Origin of the sequence: Streptomyces sp. SID8374, from assembly GCF_009865135.1 — a bacterium.
Taxonomy (GTDB): Bacteria; Actinomycetota; Actinomycetes; order Streptomycetales; family Streptomycetaceae; genus Streptomyces.
The window spans coordinates 1691275-1707011 of sequence record NZ_WWGH01000002.1 but is presented as its reverse complement, the minus strand read 5'-3'; the positions used below and the strand labels follow the sequence as shown (position 1 = coordinate 1707011).

The window sequence follows — 15737 nt, the reverse complement described above, 5'->3', positions numbered from 1 at the left end:
TAGGGAGAAGGGCTCAGGAGGCCGTGGCCGCGTGCTCGGGCGTGCGGGCGCGGCCTCCTGGGTGCCGGTGGCGCCACACCCAGAAGACCGTGCAGGAGACCAGCGCCCAGGCGGCCAGGACCAGGTACGGGAAGAGGAACTGGTGGCCCTGGTAGTAGACGGCCGTGTGCTGGGCGTTGACGGAGGCGCCCGGCGGCAGCCAGCGGCCGATGTGGCCGAGGGCGGAGGGCAGCAGCGGCCAGGAGACCGCGCCGCCGGACGACGGGTTGCCGAGCAGCACCATGACGCCCCAGGTCGGGATCATCGCCCAGCGGCCCATCAGGGTGTTGAACATGGTGAAGACCATGCCCGAGGTGAACATCGTGAACGCCAGGATCAGCCAGGACTGGACGAACGGCAGGTTCACCGCCCCGAGCCACCAGTCGACGGCCGCCGCGATGGCGAACCCGCCGAGCAGGGCGTACGCGGCGGTGAACGCGATGCGCTCCGCCGGATTGAGGCCGTGGGCGTGCACGCTCAGCTGGATCGCGCCGAGGAAGCCCATGATGACGGCGGCCAGCGAGATGTAGAACAGGGCGAGCCCGCGCGGGTCCCCCTTCTGGAGGGGCTTGACGTCCCGGACGGCGACCTCCACCCCGGTGGCGTCGCCGACCTCAAGACCCGCCTTGCCGAGCAGCTCGGCCACGGACGCCCCCGAGGCCCCGGCCACGTCCAGCGCCACCCCGCCGCCGGAGGCGCGGATGATGGCGAAGACCTTCTGCTCGTCCAGGGCGCGGCGGGCATCGGGGACATCCGGGTAGTCGCGCAGTTCGAGCGAGGCGTCGAGGGCCTTCTCCATCCCGGTGACGAACGCCTCCCCGCGCTCCACCTCCGGCTGGGTGACCAGCGCGGCGGGGATGCGGTGCGGGGTGGGGTTGGCCATCGCATAGGTGTAGGAGCCCGCGAAGAGGCCGGCCGCGGCGGCGACGATGAGGACGAGGACGGTCGCGGGGAGGAACGGGCTGTGCTTGTACGCCTCCCAGCGCTCCCGGAGAGTGAGCGGGCGGCCGTGGGCGCCGTGCCTCTGACTGCTCCCGCCCTCGCCGCTCCCGCTCTCTCCGGTGCCGCCGCCCGCCTCGCCGCTCCCGCTCACGCCATCTCGCCGTCGTCGTCGTGCCGGGCGCGGCTGGGCTGGACCCGCTTCGGTTCGCCGGGCATCTTCGGGTACTCCGGCGGGTAGGGCATGTCGCCGAGCCCGCGCTCCTTCTCGTCCCGGTCCGCCAGCTCCAGCAGCCCGTCCAGCCGGAACGCCTCCTGGTCCATGTCGGCGTGCACGTCACCGAGTTCGGCGTACCGCACCGGCAGCGTGACGATGTCGAAGTCGCGCGGTTCGGCGTCGTCGATCTCCTCCCAGCGCAGCGGCGCGGAGACCGGGGCGTGCGGGAAGGGGCGTACGGAGTAGGCGGAGGCGATCGTGCGGTCGCGGGCGGTCTGGTTGAAGTCGACGAAGATCCGCCGGCCGCGCTCCTCCTTCCACCAGGCCGTCGTCACACGCTCGGGCATCCGCCGCTCCAGCTCGCGCCCGGCGGTGATGGCGGCCCGCCGCACCTCGGTGAAGGTCCAGGCCGGTTCGATGGGCACGAACACGTGCATCCCGCGCCCGCCGGAGGTCTTGGGCCAGCCGCGTACGCCGTGGTCCTCCAGGACCGAGCGCAGCTCGTGGGCGGCGGCGACCGCGTCGGCGTAGTCCGTGCCCGGCTGCGGGTCCAGGTCGATGCGGAGCTCGTCGGGGTGGTCGGTGTCCCCGGCCCGGACCGGCCAGGGGTGGAAGGTGAGGGTGCCGAGGTTGGCGGCCCAGATCACGGCGGCCAGCTCGGTGGGGCAGAGCTCGTCGGCGGGGCGGCCGCTGGGGAAGGCGATACGGGCGGTGGGGATCCACTCGGGAAGGTTCTTCGGGGCGCGCTTCTGGTAGAAGAAGTCGCCCTCCACCCCGTCCACGAAGCGCTGGAGCGTGGTCGGCCGGTGGTTCAGCGCACGGGTGATCCCCGGCCCCACGGCCAGGAAATACTCCGCCACATCCCTCTTGGTGTAGCCCTTCTCCGGGAAGTACACCTTGTCCGGGTTGGACAGCCTCACCGCTCGTCCGCCCGCGTCCAGCTCCACCGCAGCTCCCATGACGGCCACCGTAGGCCGGTCGCACATATGCCGCACATCGGGAGACATGGGCGGGGAGCCGGTCCAGAATCGGGCCATGGACCTGCCGGTGATGCCGCCCGTGAAGCCGATGCTCGCCAAGTCGGTGGCCAAGATCCCGCCGGGCATGAGCTACGAGGCGAAGTGGGACGGCTTCCGGGCGATCGTCCACCGGGACGGCGACGAGGTGGAGATCGGCAGCCGCACCGGCAAGTCGCTGACCCGCTACTTCCCCGACCTGGTCGACGCCGTACGGGAGAACCTTCCGCCGCGCTGTGTGATCGACGGGGAGATCGTCATCGCCCACGAGGGGCGCCTCGACTTCGACCGGCTCAGCGAGCGCATCCATCCGGCGGACTCCCGGGTGCGGATGCTGGCCGAGCGGACCCCGGCGAGCCTGATCGCCTTCGACATCCTCGCGGTCGACGACACCTCGCTCCTGAGCACCCCGCAGGCGGACCGGCGGGCGGTGCTGACGGCCGCGCTCTCCGGCGCCTCCGCGCCCGTACTCCTCGCTCCTTCCACCACGGACATCGAACTCGCCCGGGAGTGGTTCGACCGCTACGAGGGCGCGGGCCTGGACGGGATCGTGGCCAAGCCGCTGGATCTGCCGTACCGGCCCGACACCCGGGTGATGTACAAGATCAAGCACGAGCGGACCGCCGATGTCGTGGTGGCGGGGTACCGCGAGCACAAGAGCGGCCCGGTCGTCGGCTCGCTCCTGCTCGGCCTGTACGACACCGGGGGCGTGCTCCAGCACGTCGGGGTCTGCGCGGCCTTCCCCATGAAGCGGCGCGCCGAGCTGGCCGAGGAACTCGCCCCGCTGCGCACCGAGTTCACGGACCATCCGTGGGGGGCGTGGGCGGAGGCTGCGGCACACGAGGCATCCCGGCTGCCGGGGACGCAGAACCGCTGGTCGGGGAAGAAGGACCAGTCGTGGGTGCCGCTGCGGCCGGAGCGGGTGTGTGAGGTGGCGTACGACCATATGGAGGGCGACCGGTTCCGCCATACGACGCAGTTCCGGCGGTGGCGCCCGGACCGTACACCGGCCGGCTGCACGTACGCGCAGCTGGAGGAGGTCGTCTCCTACGACCTGGCCGAGGTGCTCGCGGGCGGCTGACCCGGCCGGGGGGCTTCCGCGTACATGAGCGGCGGCGACGGGGGAACCCGGCTGCGGGCGGGGGTGTAGCGAGGAGAACGGGGAACGAAAGATGGCCGATGGCCCGGAGACCGACCCGGCGGAGCTGCTGAAAGGGCTGACCGTCGACGGACGGCGGCCCGAACAGCCGGTGCTGCTGGACGAGCACGGCCGCCCGCTGGAGACCTGGCGGGAGAACTACCCGTACGAACGGCGGATGCGGCGCAGGGAGTACGAGAAGGAGAAGCGCATCCTCCAGATCGAGCTGCTGAAGCTCCAGCGCTGGGTCCGGGAGAGCGGGCAGCGGCTGGTGGTCCTGTGCGAGGGCCGCGACGCCGCGGGCAAGGGCGGGACGATCCAGCGGTTGACGGAGCGTCTCAACCCGCGTGGGGCGCGTGTGGTCGCCCTGGAGAAGCCGACCGAGCGTGAGAGCGGGCAGTGGTACTTCCAGCGGTACGTGTCCCACCTGCCGACCGCCGGCGAGATCGTCTTCTTCGACCGCTCCTGGTACAACCGGGCCGGGGTGGAGCGGGTGATGGAGTTCTGCACACCGGAGCAGCACGCGCATTTCCTGAAGCAGGCGCCGCAGTTCGAGCGGATGCTCGTCGACGACGGCGTCCTGCTGGTGAAGTTCTGGTTCTCCGGTCTCCCGCAACGAACAGCGCACCCGGTTCGCGATCCGGCAGGTCGACCCGGTACGCCAGTGGAAGCTGTCGCCCACCGACCTGGCCTCGCTCGACCTCTGGGACGACTACACCTCGGCGAAGGTCGACATGTTCCGGGCCACCGACACCGAACACGCGCCGTGGACCGTGGTGAAGAGCAACGACAAGAAGCGCGGCCGCCTGGAGGCGATGCGCAGTCTGCTGTGGCGGTTCGACTACGACAGCAAGGACGACAAGGCGGTCGGCACCCCGGACCCGCTGATCATCGGCCCCGCGGACACGCTGCTGGAACCGGGTGAGGAACGGTCGGACCTCTCCCCCACCCCGCTGGCTACCCGGGCCCACGGGCCGGGCGACCATCCGGAGCAGGCCTGACGGCGGGGCGGCCGGGTGAGCCACGGGGGTGAGTCAGGTATGGAGGTGGCGCCAGGGGGAATGCGGTGGTTTCGACGGGAACAGAAATCACCGACGGCACGGAAGGAGGTACGGGCGTGTACAGCACTCCTCCCGTACGTCATGCGGACGGCGCGTCCGCGGAAATGCCGCGGACCGCAGGTGAGGCGCGCGATATCGTGACACGGCTGCTGGCGGCGGAGTTCAGCGAGCTGTCGGACGAGATCCTCTCGAACGTGGTCGTGGCGGACGCCCTGCTGGTGACCTCGGAGATCGTGACCAACGCCCTGCGCCACGGCGGGGGCCTCACCGGCTTCTCGGCCCGGATCACCGACGCGGGGCTCCGCCTCGTCGTCGACGACGCCGACCCCCGGCACCCTGTCGTACAGGATCCGCCTCCCGGGTCGGTCGGCGAGGGCGGTTACGGCTGGTCGCTGGTCCACCGGCTCACCAAGCAGCTCTCCGTCACACCGCACGAGGGCGGCAAGCGCATCGTCGCCGTGGTGTCCCTGGTCTGATACGCGCCCGGGCGCCCCGGCCCGGTGACGGCGGCTCAGGGCGAGGGCGAGGGGCGCTGCTCGGTGGGCGGTGGAGCCTCACCGGCGCCCCGGGCGGGCCTCCGGTCCTCCTGGCGGGCGAAGAGGTGGTGGATTCCGGTGATCCGCATGATCCGGTCCAGGAAGGGCGGCGCGTCCTCCACATGCAGGGACGCGCCCTGAGCCGCCGCGTCCCGGTGGATCTGGAGCAGGGCGGAGACGCCCATCGAGTCGCACAGCCCCAGCTCGGCGCAGCCCAGGCGGAGTTCACGCAGCTCCGGCCGGACGGCCAGCCAGTCCCCCGCCCGAACCACCAGCTCGTGGCTGGTGTCGTAGTCCAGATCACCGGCGAGGCGGAGCCGGACCCAGCCCCGGCCCTCCTCGGCGGTGACGGTCAGGAGCGGAGTGGGCAGGGCGGTCATGCGGAGGCTCCGGGTTGCTGGTCGGTGGTGGGCACGGCCTCGTCCAGAGGGAGGCGGGCAAGGCCGAGCATGCGGGTGGCGCGCGGGAAGTCCTTGAGTTCGGCGCCCAGGGCGTCCAGCGCTGGGCGCAGGGACGCGGCGGGGACCTTGCGGGCCGTCAGGACGGCGGCGGTCCACCGGATGAAGTCGGTGAAGAGGTCGTCGCTGTCGGTGTAGAGGGCGACACCGAGGAACTCCACGATGTGCGCGATGTCCTCGGCGGTGCGCTCGCGCTGTGCGGCGGAGTAGGCGGCCATCGCCGGGAAGTTCCGCTCCAGGTCCGCCAGCACCACCCGGACGAGCCGGGCTCTGGCCCGTACGACGAGGGTGTACTCCTGGTCGGTGAGGTGCGCCAGCCCCTCCTCGACCGGGCGGCCCGCCGCCAGGTCCGGGGACGGGATGCCTTCGGCCAGCCGCCGGGCCGCGGCGCGCGCGTCGGGGGCCCAGGCGTCGGCGCCGAGCAGCCGGGCGTAGCGGCCGTCCGGGCCGAACGCGGCACCGCCCGCCAGCACGGGCACGCCCACGGCCTGGCACGCGGTGATCGCGGTGTGGGCGGTGGGCAGCCGTGTGGCGATGGACGAGGAGAGGGCCACCGCGTCGGCCCCGGTGTTGTGCAGATGGGTCACGAGGTGCGGGGTGGGCACCTGCGCGCCGAGGAAGTCGACCCGCCAGCCCCGCAGGGTGAGGACCTCGGCGAGCAGCCGGGCCGGCAGGGCGTGCCACTCCTGGTCCACGCAGGCGACGGTGATCCGGCCGCCGTAGGGGGCGGGCCGGTGCGCGGGGTGGTGGGCGAGCGCGGCGATCACCCGCTCGGCGATCGCGGTCGCGGCGTGCTCCTGGGCGACGGTCAGCCGGCCGGCCTGCCAGGCGTGGCCGACCCGGGCCTGGACGGGGCGATCACATCGAGGAGGACGGACTCGGCGGGCGTCCCGGCGTCCAGGGCCCTGAGCACGATGTCCGCGGCCCGGTACTCGTCCCGGCCGGTCACCGCGGCCCACAGGTCGCTGCGCAGCGTGTCGGGACCAAGAGCGTCGACAGTGGTGGTCATGCGGTGTACCTGCCCCGTGTGTGCCCGTCCACCGCACTCAGATGGGTGGTCCGCGGTGCGGTGATGGCGACCACCGCGAGATCGTCGTGGCCGCCGTCGCCGAGCCACTGCGAGGTGAGCATCCGGATGTGCTCCACCACCGCCTCGCCGGGCATGCCGCCGCACTCGGCCAGGGCCCGCTTCAGCCGTTCGTCGCCGAAGAGTTCACCGCCGAGCGGGCCGCCGCGCGCCTCGGTGATCCCGTCGGTGTAGAGCAGGCAGGTGTCACCGGGCAGCAGGGCGGTCTCGACGGTCCGGGCCGACACCTGGTCCAGGGCCCCTACCAGGGTGCCGTGGGTGGGGATCTCCTCCACCCGGCCGTCGTCGCGCACCACCAGGGGCGCCGGGTGGCCCGCCGAGGTGAGCCGCAGGCGGACCTGGTTCTCCGTGCGCAGGACGGACGCCAGGACCAGGGTCGCGAACCTCGTGTTGTCGGCGTTCAGCAGGGCACCGTTGAGGAGTTGCAGCACCCGCTCGTGGTCGTCGGCCATCGGCATCAGGGCCTGGAGGGTGTTGCGGATCTTGCCGGTGAGGACGGCCGCGTCCAGCCCCTTGCCGCAGACGTCCCCGAGCACCACCAGGGACGGGTCGCGTGGCGTCGGGCCGGGGTGGACGTCGTAGAAGTCGCCGCCGACCCGCTCGTGGGAGCTGGAGGGGCGGTAGCCCCCGGCGAACTCCACCCCGTGCACCCGGTGGAGACGGGGCGGCAGCAGATCGCGCATCAGGGTCCGGGTGATGCTGTGCTGTTCCGCGTACAGGCGGGCCGCGGACAGGGCGGCTCCGGCGCGGGCCGCGAACAGCCGGGCGAAGGTCTCCTCGGTCTCGCTGAACCCGCTGCGGGTGTCCGCGCGGAGCAGGATCAGCGCCCCGGCCGGAACACCGTGCCCGGGCAGCGGGGTGACGACGACCGAACCGACCGGCGTACCGAGGCCGTCGGGTACCAGCCAGTCGGGCAGGGACACCGGGTCGATCCACCGTGACGGCACAGGCGGGAAGCCCCTCAGCGCCTCGGCGAGACCCGGTACGTCGGAGGGGTCGGCCGCGATCATGTCCTGTGTGACGCCCTGGCCCCGCACGGCACGGGTCACGGGCAGCCGACGGCCCGGCGCCGGGGCCACCACGACGGCCGCGTCGGCCAGGAACCCGGCGGCCAGCCGGGCCGTGGAGTCCATGCACCGCTCGGAGTTCAGCGAGGAGAGCAGGACGTTGGACGCCTCGGCGAGGAACCTGGTGCGCTCGCGCTCGGCGGTCAGGGCCTCCTCGGCGGCGTACCGGGCCGTGTGGTCGACCAGCCACCACACGACCTCGCCGTCCGCACGCCGGGTCGGATGGGCCTCGAAGCGGCGCCCCTCGAACTCCCCCGCGACGGCGGGCCTCGGCGAGCCGCCCTGGTGGACGGCGTCCTCGGCCACGGCTGCGGTGGCCCCGGCCAGCCAGGAGAGGCCGTCCGGCAGCGGAACGCCCTGTTCCACGCCCGGGAGCAGGCTCGTCTCCCCTTCGGTGCGTACGGCCGTTCCGGCCCGGTCGACGACGATCACTGCGTACGGCGGCCGGCCCCAGTCGGCCGGGGCGAACCGCTCCTTCGTGGGCGTGCCGGTCTCTGCCTTGGGTGAACCCATGAGGGGGGACCCGCCTGTGGCGAGTCGCACCACCTTCCGGTTGGACGAACTGTTTCCCTCGGGCAAAGATCTCGAAGGGTGCCCGAAATATCAACCCGATCCCGGGCTCGTCCACCGTGCGGGGCCCCTGTGGCACAGGACGGTCACGTCACTCTTTCGAGGCCTTCACATCGTGGGCTCAGGCGGCGGCCCCGGTCTCCGGTGCGCACGGCTCGCCGTCCCCGCCCTCTCCTGACCGGCTCCCGGTGGCGGCGGAGGCGGCCGGCGGGGTGGGGGCGCCGCTCGGGCAGCCGGGGTCGGTGGTTCCGGGGCCGGGGTCGGGGCTCGGACCGGGGTCCGGGTCCGTGGGGCCGGGGGTCGGGGTCGGGGCGGGGTCGGTGGGGCCGGGGTCGGTAGGACCGGGGTCGGTAGGACCGGGGTCGGAGGGGTCGGGGCTGGGGCCGGGGTCCGTGGGGCCCGGGTCGGTGGGGCTGGGGTCGGTCGGGGTCGGGCTCGGGGAGCCGGGGTCGGAGGGGCTCGGGCTTGGCGAGCCAGGTTTGGTGGGGCCGGGCGTGGGCTTGGTGCCGGGCGGGCGCGTGGGCTGCGGGCCGATGACGATGCCGCCGCCTCCCTGGCCCGGCCCGCCAGGGGTTCCGGAGCCGACCGGTGCCTTGGAGCGGTCGGCTCCGCCCGGACCGGGGCTGGTGGGGAGGACCCCCTGGCCGTCGGCGACCGGGTGGGTGCCGTTGCGGTAGAACGCCAGCCAGGACAGCACCGTACGGAGATAGAGGTCGGACCGGTTGTAGCTGAGGACCGCCCGGTCCAGGTCGGCCCGGGCGCCCAGGTCACGGCCATTGGCGCAGAGGTAGTGCCCGGCCGCGAGGGCGGCGTCGTAGATGTTGTTCGGGTCCTTGCGGCCGTCGCCGTTGCCGTCCTTGGCCCAGTTCACCCAGGTGGACGGGATGAACTGCATCGGCCCGACGGCCCGGTCGTACGTACGGTCGCCGTCGTACACCCCGTTGTCGGTGTCCCGGATCAGCGCGAAGCCCACCCCGTCGAGGGCGGGCCCCAGGATCGGGGTGAGCGTCGTCCCCCGCCCGTCGACCCTGCCGCCCGCGGCCTGCCCCGACTCCACCTTGCCGATCGCCGCGAGCAGCTGCCACGGCAGCCGGCAGCCGGGGTCGCTGCGGCGCAAGGACCGCTCGGCGCTCCGGTACGCGGCGAGCACGGTCGCCGGGATGCCCGCCTCGGACCGGGCGCGGGCCAGCAGCGGAACCGGCGGTTGCACCCCGGCCCCGGGCGGCTTCAGCGGCGCGGGCGGCTGCGGGCTCTCCAGTGGTGGCAGCTCGGTGTGGTACGAGTCGTCGCCCTCCACCTCGCTCCACACCACGTCGTCCGTGCCCGACGAGGTCCGCTCCTCGTGCGACGCCGCCACGGCCTCCCCGAAGCCGGGCGCCTGGGACGCGGTGAGCGCGGCCATCGCGGCGACCGCCGTGACCGTACCGGTGAGCTGACGGCGCACCGTGCCGTTGAACCTCATAGCTGCTCCTCTCTCCCCGGCTGCCCGGGCCCACGGTTCAGCGGGTGAACGTGTCGATGGCGGCGATCCGCCAGGTGTCCCCACGGCGGACGGCGTCGACGGCGAACATGGCCGCCGCGTAGGTGGTCTCCTCGTCCTTGCCGGTACGGGTGTTGCTCTGGTCGGCGAAGATCAGCAGCCGGGCTCGGTCGCCGTCCAGGTACTCCACGCCGCTTCCGGTGACGGTGGTGGTGAGGACGAGCTTCTGCCGCGGCCCCTGCTCCCGTACCTCCGCGAGCATGTCCTTGTGCTGCTGCACCGCCCGGCCGGTCAGATGGGTCTTCGCCGCGCGGTCCGAGCGGGCGGGCGAGGCGTAGTCGTACGAGAACACGGCACCGACCGCCTCGGTGATCCGGCCCTTCACCTCGCTGGTGCGGGCGATGTCGGTGAGCGCGGTGTTCTGCCGCGCGGGCTCGTCGCGCAGGCCGGCCGCCGAGGTGAACGCCCAGGCGGCGAAGGCCCCGAGGAGGACGGTGAGGACGCAGAGGAGGGCGGGGAGGCGCCGCCGTGGGGATGTGGTTACGGCGTCGGGAGCAGGGGCGGTGACGGGCTCAGCCTCCGCCTCGGGCTCGTGTTCGAGCTCCGGCTCCGGCACTCGCAGGTCTGGTGGTTCCGTGGTCCTCTCCCTGAGCTCCTCGTCCGAGGCCGGGGCCACTGCCGTGCGTGACGGTGAAGTGGCCAGTCTGCGGCGGCGGTTGACCAGGTGGCGGGTCGTCGACATGGGAGGGGGTCCTCTCGGATACGGCGTCGGGGCAGCGCGGGCGGGAGCGGATACGGGCGCGGGTTCAGCCGGCCGTGGAGCCGACGGGGGCCTGGCCGAGCGCGCTGAGCTTCCACCCCTCGGAGGTCCGGGTGAGGGTGCCGAGCATCCGGCTCTCCTTCACCGCCGGGTCGCCCTTGGGCGCGGTGACGGTGACCCGCAGCGCCACCATCACCCCTGCTCGGCCCGCCCGTTCGTCGAGTTCGGTCACCGCGCCGGAGAGCACCTTCGCCGTGCTGACCGTCTTCGCCGCCACGATCTGCTCGGCGAACGCGTCCCGCCCTTCGACGAGTTGGCGGTGCAGATCGCCGGTGGTGGACTCCTCCCAGCTGTCGAGGCCCTTCTCCAGCGCGCGGTGGTCGAGGGTGTTCATGTTCTGGACCGCCTGCTCCCCTGCCGCCAGCGCGTCGTCCCGCGCCTGCGCGTAGGAGGCCGCGTCGTCGTGGGCGGCGTCGTAGCGCTGCCAGCCGCCCCACCCAGCCGCCCCGGCCGCCACGACCGCGAGCGCCGTCGCCGCGATCACCAGGGGGTTCCTCGTCGTCGCCCGTGCCATGTGATGCCTCTCCCCTGCCTTCATACGGAGCTGATCTCGACGATCCACCAGTGGTCGTCCCGCAGTTCGGCGGTGACGGACAGCTGGGCGGATGCGGTGGTGGCGGGCCGGCCACGGCGTTCGTAGACCTGGTCGAGGAAGACCAGGAGGTGGGCGCCGGTGGCGGTCAGCCGGGTGACCCCGGCCCGTACGACATGGGTGGTGAGCGTCAGCTTCTGGTCGGCGGCCTGCTTCTCGACCTGGCCGAACAGCGCCGCGTACTGCTGGAGGGCCTTGTCCGCCAGCACCTCTTGTGCCGCGTCCTTGGTGAGGGCGGTGGCGTCGGGGCCGTACGAGAAGATCCTGCCGAGCGCGTTGCTGACGTCGCCGGTGACCCGGGTGGTCGCCTCGGCGTCCGTGAGGGCGAGGTTGCCGGTGGCCGGGGTGTCGCGCAGTTCGCGCCCTTCGGCGAAGAGGAGCCCGCCGGTCGCGAGCAGGACGACGGCCAGGAGGGCGCCGAGGATGCGGGGCCACCAGGGGCGGCTACCGGGCTCATCGACGCTGTCCGGCTCGGCGTCGTCGACGTGTTCCCCGTCCTCCACTGCCTTGCTGGCCAACACAGTTCGCTCGCTCATCCGCCGTCTCCTGCCGCCGTCGCCGTGAGCGCCTTGACCTTCCAGCCGTCGCCTGTGCGGGCGAGCGTGGCCGTGAAGCGTTTGCGCTGGGTGCCGGGGCTGCCCGTGCGCGGGGTGACCTCGACGTCCACGGTCGCGATCAGCTCGGCCGTGCCGGTGCGGTCGTCCAGGGCGGTGAGCGCCGCCGAGGTCACCTTGCCGTCGGCGGTGTCACCCGCCGTCGTGAGCGTCTTCGCGTCGGCCGCCGAAGTCCGCTTCAGCTGGTCGTGGAGCGGACCGGTGGAGGAGTCCCGCCAGGCCCGCAGCCCGGCGGAGACGCTGGTGGCGTCCTTGCCGTCCAGGCTGTTCAGCGTGGCGAGGTGGCGCTTGCCCTGGGCCAGGGCCGTGTCGCGGGCCTTGGCGTAGGCGAGGGTGCGGTCGCCGCGCGCCTGGGCGTACGACCAGGCGCCCAGCCCGCAGACGAGGGCGGCGGCCAGCAGGACGGCCCAGCCGCCGAGGTGCCGGGTGCGGAGCGTCATGAGCCACCGCCTCCAAGGCCCAGCAGTCCGGCCATGCCGGGGGCGGGCGGAGCGGTACGGGGGGTGGTGCCGAGCGCGCCGGGGAGCCGGCCCTTCGCGTCGGCGTCGGCCCCCTCCCCCAGCAGCATGGAGCCGGGCTTGGCGGGTGACGGGACCGGGCCGCCCTTCGGCGCGTTGGCGCTGCCCCGGACGTTGATGCCCGTACCGGGTGAAGAGGCGCACCGGGCAGCGGAGTTCAGGGCGGGCGCGGGTGAGGTGTCGAGTCCGTTGCGGTACGTCGTGGCGCCGTATCCGGAGGTGCAGGGCAGCGGTTCGAAGAAGGTGACCGACATACCGAACCGGGCGCCGTCCTCGTCGACCGCGCTCGCTCCGGCCGCCACCACCGCGGGCAGCTTCACCAGCAGTTCCTCCAGGCCTCGTTGGCGGGTGACGGCGACCTCCGAGGTGGTGAGCAGGTTGGCGACGACGACGCCGAAGGCCGGGTCGAGGTCGCGCAGCAGCCCGCTGATCTGTACGGCGGCGTCGGGCGTGGTCGCGATCAGCCGCCGCAGGTCGCTGTCGGAGCCCTTGAGTTCGGCGGCGAGTTCCTCGGCGCCGGAGGCGAACCCCTTGAGCGCCGCGCCCTGTTCGGCCTGGGTGCGCAGCACGGTCTCGCCGTCGGCCATCAGCCGGGTGGTCGTCGGCAGGGCCCGGTCGGCCGCGTCGATGAACTCGCCGCCGCTGTCCAGCAGCACCTGGAGGTCGTCGCCGCGCCCTTCGAAGGCGGCGCCGAACTCCTCGACGACCGTGCGCAGATGCTCCAGGTCGACCGAGCGCGCGAAGTCGTTGACGCTGGTGAGCACCTCGGTGGGCGGCGCGGGGAGGGTGGTGTCGGCCGCGTCGATCACCGAGCCGTTGCCCAGGTAGGGGCCGTCGGACCGGGTCGGGCGCAGGTCGACGTACTGCTCGCCGACCGCCGAGAGGTTGGCGACGACGGCCTTCAGGCTGTCCGGGATGGGCGGGGCGTCCTTCTCGATCCGCAGCTCGGCCTCCACCCCCTCGTCGGTCAGTTCGATGGGGCCGACCCGGCCCACCGAGACGCCCCGGTAGGTGACGTTGGAGTGGGTGTAGAGGCCGCCCGTCTGCGGGAGTTGGACCGTGACCGTGTAGTAGCTGCGCAGCCCGACGTAGTGGCCGAGGCCGGCGTACCGCACCCCGAGGTAGCCCAGGACGAGCACGGCGATGACGAGGAAGGCGATGTTCTTGAGCCGGATGGCGGGAGTGATCACGGGGTGCCTCCCTGCTCCGGCGCCGGTGCGCCGGAAGCCTCGGCCCCCGACGTACGCGAGACGGCCGGCAGCGGGAGCGGCAGCGCGCTGCGGGCGGCCGCCGCACCCTCCGCGCCGGGTTCGTGCGGCGGGGGCGGCAGGGTCGGGTCGTCCGGGGTGAGCGCCGGGATGATCCGGGTGCCGGGCGCGGCCGTGACGTCCAGGTAGACGTTCAGGTAGTCGCCCTTCACCCCGCGCAGCACCTCGTCCGTGAAGGGGTAGGTCAGCGAGGCCTGGAGCGCGTCGGGGAGGTCCTTGCCGGAGTCGGCGAGCGCCTTCAGGGTCGGGGCGAGCGCCTTCAGGTCGGCGATCATGTCCGCCTTGCTCCTGTTGATCGTGTCGACGGCCACCGTGGAGAGCGTGTCGAGGGTGCGCAGCATGGTCAGCAGCGAGCCGCGCTGTTTCTCCAGGACCTTCAGCCCGGGGCTGAGCCCGGTGAGGACCGTTCCGAGGTCCTGTTTGCGGGTGGCGAGGGTTGCGGAGAGCCGGTTGACGCCGTCGAGGGCCCGGGTGATGTCGCCCTTGTTGCTGTCCAGGTTGGTGACGAGGGTGTCGACCCGGTTGAGCAGGGAGCGGATCTGCGGCTCCTGGCCGGTGAGCGCCTTGTTCAGCTCGGTGGTGATGGTCTTGAGCTGGTTGATCCCGCCGCCGTTGAGGAGCAGGGAGAGGGCGCCGAAGACCTCTTCGACCTCGGGGTTGCGGTTCGTGCGGGTGAGCGGGATGCGGCCGGTCTCCGCCAGGGAGCCGCGGGCGGTGCCTTCGGCGGGCGGGGTGAGCTGGATGAACTTCTCGCCGAGGAGGCTGGACTGTTCGAGGCGGGCGTAGGCGTTGGCGGGGAGGTCGATGTCTCCGTTGACCCGCATGGTGACCCGGGCGCTCCAGCCGTCGGCGGCCAGGTCGATCCTGGTGACACGGCCGACGGACACGTCGTTGACCTTGACCGAGGACTGCGGTGCCAGGCTGAGGACGTCGCCGAACTCGGCGGTGATCTCGTACGGCCGGTCGCCGAGGTCGGCGCCGCCGGGCAGGGGGATCTGTTCGATGCCCGTGAAGACGGGGCCGTCGGTGCGGACGGCGACCAGGGCGATCAGCGCTCCGGTGGCCAGCAGGGCGACGGCTCCGACGGCCAGCCGGGCGCCGGTGCGGGCGCCGGTGGTCTGCGGGGGCTCGGTCGTGGCGTCCGGGGAGCCGCTCGTGGTGTGCGGGGAACCGCTCATCGTTCCGCTCCCTCCTTCTGCCGGTCCGGTCTCTTCTCCGCCGGCTGTTTCTCCGGCGTCCCGAAGACCGTCCCGACCTCCGGCAGCGGCAGGACGGGCAGGGCCTTTCGCCGGTTCGCGTCGACGGGTGCGAGCCCGGGCGGCGGGCCGGCGGCCGCGTCCGGGTCGACCAGGGGGCCGCCCATGGAGAGTTCGTTGAGGTTGGCTCGGCCGTTGAGGGTCCGGTTGGCCGGGTCGTACGCGTTCAGGACGTTGCCCGCCGCCAGCGGCAGCGTGTCCATCGCCTCGGCCAGCGAGGCACGTTGGTCGACCAGGGCCTGGGTGATGGGGACCAGGGCGTCGACGTTCTTCTTCAGCGCGCCCCGGTTCTTCGCGATGAACGTCTTCACCTGGCCGAGCGCGGCGCCCAGCTCCTTGAGTGCCGCGCTGAGGTTCTTCTTGTCGTCCGCGAGGAACGAGGTGACCGAGTTGAGCTGCTGCTCGGCGGCCCGGACCTCGCTGTCGTTCTCCTTGAGCATGGTGGTGAAGGACTGGAGGTAGGCCAGGGTGTCGAACAGGTCGCCGCTGCTCCTGTCGAGGGTCTTGGCGGCCTTGCCGAACTGTTCGACGGAGTCCCCGATGGCCTTGCCGTTGCCGTCCAGGTTCTTCGCCCCGGTCTCCAGGAGCCTGGCCAGCGCGCCGTCGGCGTTGGCGCCGTTCGGGCCGAGCGCCGTGGTGATCTCGGTGATGGAGGCGTACAGCTGGTCGACCTCCACGGGGGTGGCGTTGCGGGCGGCGGGGAGTTCGGCGCCGTCCGCGAGGAGCGGTCCGCCGTCGTAGGCGGGGGCGAGCTGGATGTACCGGTCGGCGACGAGGCTGGGGGCGACGACGACCGCGTGGGCGTCCTCGGGCACCTTGATGCCCTCGTCCAGGCGGAGGACGACCCTGACCTCCTTGCCCTCGGGGGTGACGGACTCGACCGTGCCGACCCGGACCCCGAGGATGCGCAGGTCGGACCCGGCGTAGACGCCCGTCGCCTGTTCGAAGTAGGCGGTGACGGTGGTCCTGGAGTCCTCCTGGAGGGCGCTCACCCCGGTGGTGGCGGCCACGGCGACGACCGCGAGTCCGGCGCCGATGCCGATGATGCGTGTACGTCTCAT

At 72.8% G+C, this 15737-nt stretch carries 14 protein-coding genes and 2 pseudogenes; 3 read left to right on the top strand and 13 right to left on the bottom strand.

Annotated features, from left to right (window positions below):
* Positions 1-13: 13 nt before the first annotated feature.
* A complete protein-coding gene (locus GTY67_RS30910; protein ID WP_161281212.1) occupies positions 14-1132 on the bottom strand; it encodes an ABC transporter permease in 1119 nt (372 codons plus the stop codon).
* Entirely contained in the window at positions 1129-2154 is a 1026-nt protein-coding gene (ligD, locus tag GTY67_RS30905) for a non-homologous end-joining DNA ligase (protein ID WP_202462403.1), read from the bottom strand. Before ligD ends, GTY67_RS30910 begins: the two co-directional genes overlap by 4 nt.
* Positions 2155-2230: 76 nt before the next feature.
* On the opposite strand from ligD, the gene GTY67_RS30900 reads away from it, so the two are divergent.
* From GTY67_RS30900 to GTY67_RS30890, 3 genes and pseudogenes are all read left to right on the top strand, one after another.
* Positions 2231-3292, top strand: coding sequence for an ATP-dependent DNA ligase (locus GTY67_RS30900; protein ID WP_093689818.1), 1062 nt, complete (start codon positions 2231-2233; stop codon positions 3290-3292).
* Positions 3293-3383: 91 nt separating this feature from the next.
* Positions 3384-4350, top strand: a pseudogene (gene ppk2 / locus GTY67_RS30895) (polyphosphate kinase 2).
* 116 nt (positions 4351-4466) lie between these two features.
* The gene (locus GTY67_RS30890) at positions 4467-4886 is read left to right on the top strand and encodes an ATP-binding protein (protein WP_161281211.1); all 420 of its coding nucleotides are present in this window, start codon (positions 4467-4469) and stop codon (positions 4884-4886) included.
* Between the two features lie 35 nt (positions 4887-4921).
* Here the strand turns inward: GTY67_RS30890 and GTY67_RS30885 are convergent, their stop codons facing one another.
* The 11 genes and pseudogenes from GTY67_RS30885 to GTY67_RS30835 all read right to left on the bottom strand — a co-directional run bounded on the left by GTY67_RS30885 (position 4922) and on the right by GTY67_RS30835 (position 15737).
* Entirely contained in the window at positions 4922-5326 is a 405-nt protein-coding gene (locus GTY67_RS30885; protein ID WP_161281210.1) for an STAS domain-containing protein, read from the bottom strand.
* A pseudogene (locus GTY67_RS30880) lies at positions 5323-6413 on the bottom strand (cobalamin B12-binding domain-containing protein). Before GTY67_RS30880 ends, GTY67_RS30885 begins: the two are co-directional and overlap by 4 nt.
* The gene (locus GTY67_RS30875; protein ID WP_161281209.1) at positions 6410-8071 is read right to left on the bottom strand and encodes a PP2C family protein-serine/threonine phosphatase; all 1662 of its coding nucleotides are present in this window, start codon (positions 8069-8071) and stop codon (positions 6410-6412) included. The pseudogene GTY67_RS30880 and the gene GTY67_RS30875 overlap by 4 nt, the downstream one beginning before the upstream one ends.
* Positions 8072-8249: 178 nt before the next feature.
* Complete coding sequence (locus tag GTY67_RS30870) at positions 8250-9590, bottom strand: lytic transglycosylase domain-containing protein (RefSeq protein ID WP_161281208.1); 1341 nt, start codon at positions 9588-9590, stop codon at positions 8250-8252.
* A 37-nt stretch (positions 9591-9627) separates the two neighbouring features.
* Positions 9628-10350: a hypothetical protein gene (locus GTY67_RS30865; protein ID WP_161281207.1), complete on the bottom strand. Its 723-nt coding sequence runs from the start codon at positions 10348-10350 to the stop codon at positions 9628-9630.
* A 64-nt stretch (positions 10351-10414) separates the two neighbouring features.
* Positions 10415-10942 (bottom strand): hypothetical protein, encoded by a 528-nt coding sequence (locus GTY67_RS30860; RefSeq protein WP_093689757.1) that lies wholly within the window; start codon positions 10940-10942, stop codon positions 10415-10417.
* 20 nt (positions 10943-10962) lie between these two features.
* On the bottom strand, positions 10963-11556 hold the full coding sequence (locus tag GTY67_RS30855; RefSeq protein WP_176727457.1) for a hypothetical protein: 594 nt from the start codon (positions 11554-11556) through the stop codon (positions 10963-10965).
* Positions 11553-12074 (bottom strand): hypothetical protein, encoded by a 522-nt coding sequence (locus GTY67_RS30850; RefSeq protein ID WP_093689760.1) that lies wholly within the window; start codon positions 12072-12074, stop codon positions 11553-11555. Before GTY67_RS30850 ends, GTY67_RS30855 begins: the two co-directional genes overlap by 4 nt.
* Complete coding sequence (locus tag GTY67_RS30845; RefSeq protein ID WP_161281206.1) at positions 12071-13342, bottom strand: MlaD family protein; 1272 nt, start codon at positions 13340-13342, stop codon at positions 12071-12073. Before GTY67_RS30845 ends, GTY67_RS30850 begins: the two co-directional genes overlap by 4 nt.
* Positions 13339-14598, bottom strand: coding sequence for an MCE family protein (locus GTY67_RS30840; RefSeq protein WP_237502960.1), 1260 nt, complete (start codon positions 14596-14598; stop codon positions 13339-13341). The genes GTY67_RS30845 and GTY67_RS30840 overlap by 4 nt, the downstream gene beginning before the upstream one ends.
* Positions 14595-15737: an MCE family protein gene (locus GTY67_RS30835; protein WP_161281205.1), complete on the bottom strand. Its 1143-nt coding sequence runs from the start codon at positions 15735-15737 to the stop codon at positions 14595-14597. The genes GTY67_RS30840 and GTY67_RS30835 overlap by 4 nt, the downstream gene beginning before the upstream one ends.

Coding starts and splice junctions, on each gene's coding strand:
- ligD (WP_202462403.1), bottom strand. CDS start 2,154: ATGGGAGCTGCGGTGGAGCTGGACGCGGGCGGACGAGCGGTGAGGCTG.
- GTY67_RS30900 (WP_093689818.1), top strand. CDS start 2,231: ATGGACCTGCCGGTGATGCCGCCCGTGAAGCCGATGCTCGCCAAGTCG.
- GTY67_RS30885 (WP_161281210.1), bottom strand. CDS start 5,326: ATGACCGCCCTGCCCACTCCGCTCCTGACCGTCACCGCCGAGGAGGGC.
- GTY67_RS30875 (WP_161281209.1), bottom strand. CDS start 8,071: ATGGGTTCACCCAAGGCAGAGACCGGCACGCCCACGAAGGAGCGGTTC.
- GTY67_RS30870 (WP_161281208.1), bottom strand. CDS start 9,590: ATGAGGTTCAACGGCACGGTGCGCCGTCAGCTCACCGGTACGGTCACG.
- GTY67_RS30865 (WP_161281207.1), bottom strand. CDS start 10,350: ATGTCGACGACCCGCCACCTGGTCAACCGCCGCCGCAGACTGGCCACT.
- GTY67_RS30860 (WP_093689757.1), bottom strand. CDS start 10,942: ATGGCACGGGCGACGACGAGGAACCCCCTGGTGATCGCGGCGACGGCG.
- GTY67_RS30855 (WP_176727457.1), bottom strand. CDS start 11,556: ATGAGCGAGCGAACTGTGTTGGCCAGCAAGGCAGTGGAGGACGGGGAA.
- GTY67_RS30850 (WP_093689760.1), bottom strand. CDS start 12,074: ATGACGCTCCGCACCCGGCACCTCGGCGGCTGGGCCGTCCTGCTGGCC.
- GTY67_RS30840 (WP_237502960.1), bottom strand. CDS start 14,598: ATGAGCGGTTCCCCGCACACCACGAGCGGCTCCCCGGACGCCACGACC.
- GTY67_RS30835 (WP_161281205.1), bottom strand. CDS start 15,737: ATGAGACGTACACGCATCATCGGCATCGGCGCCGGACTCGCGGTCGTC.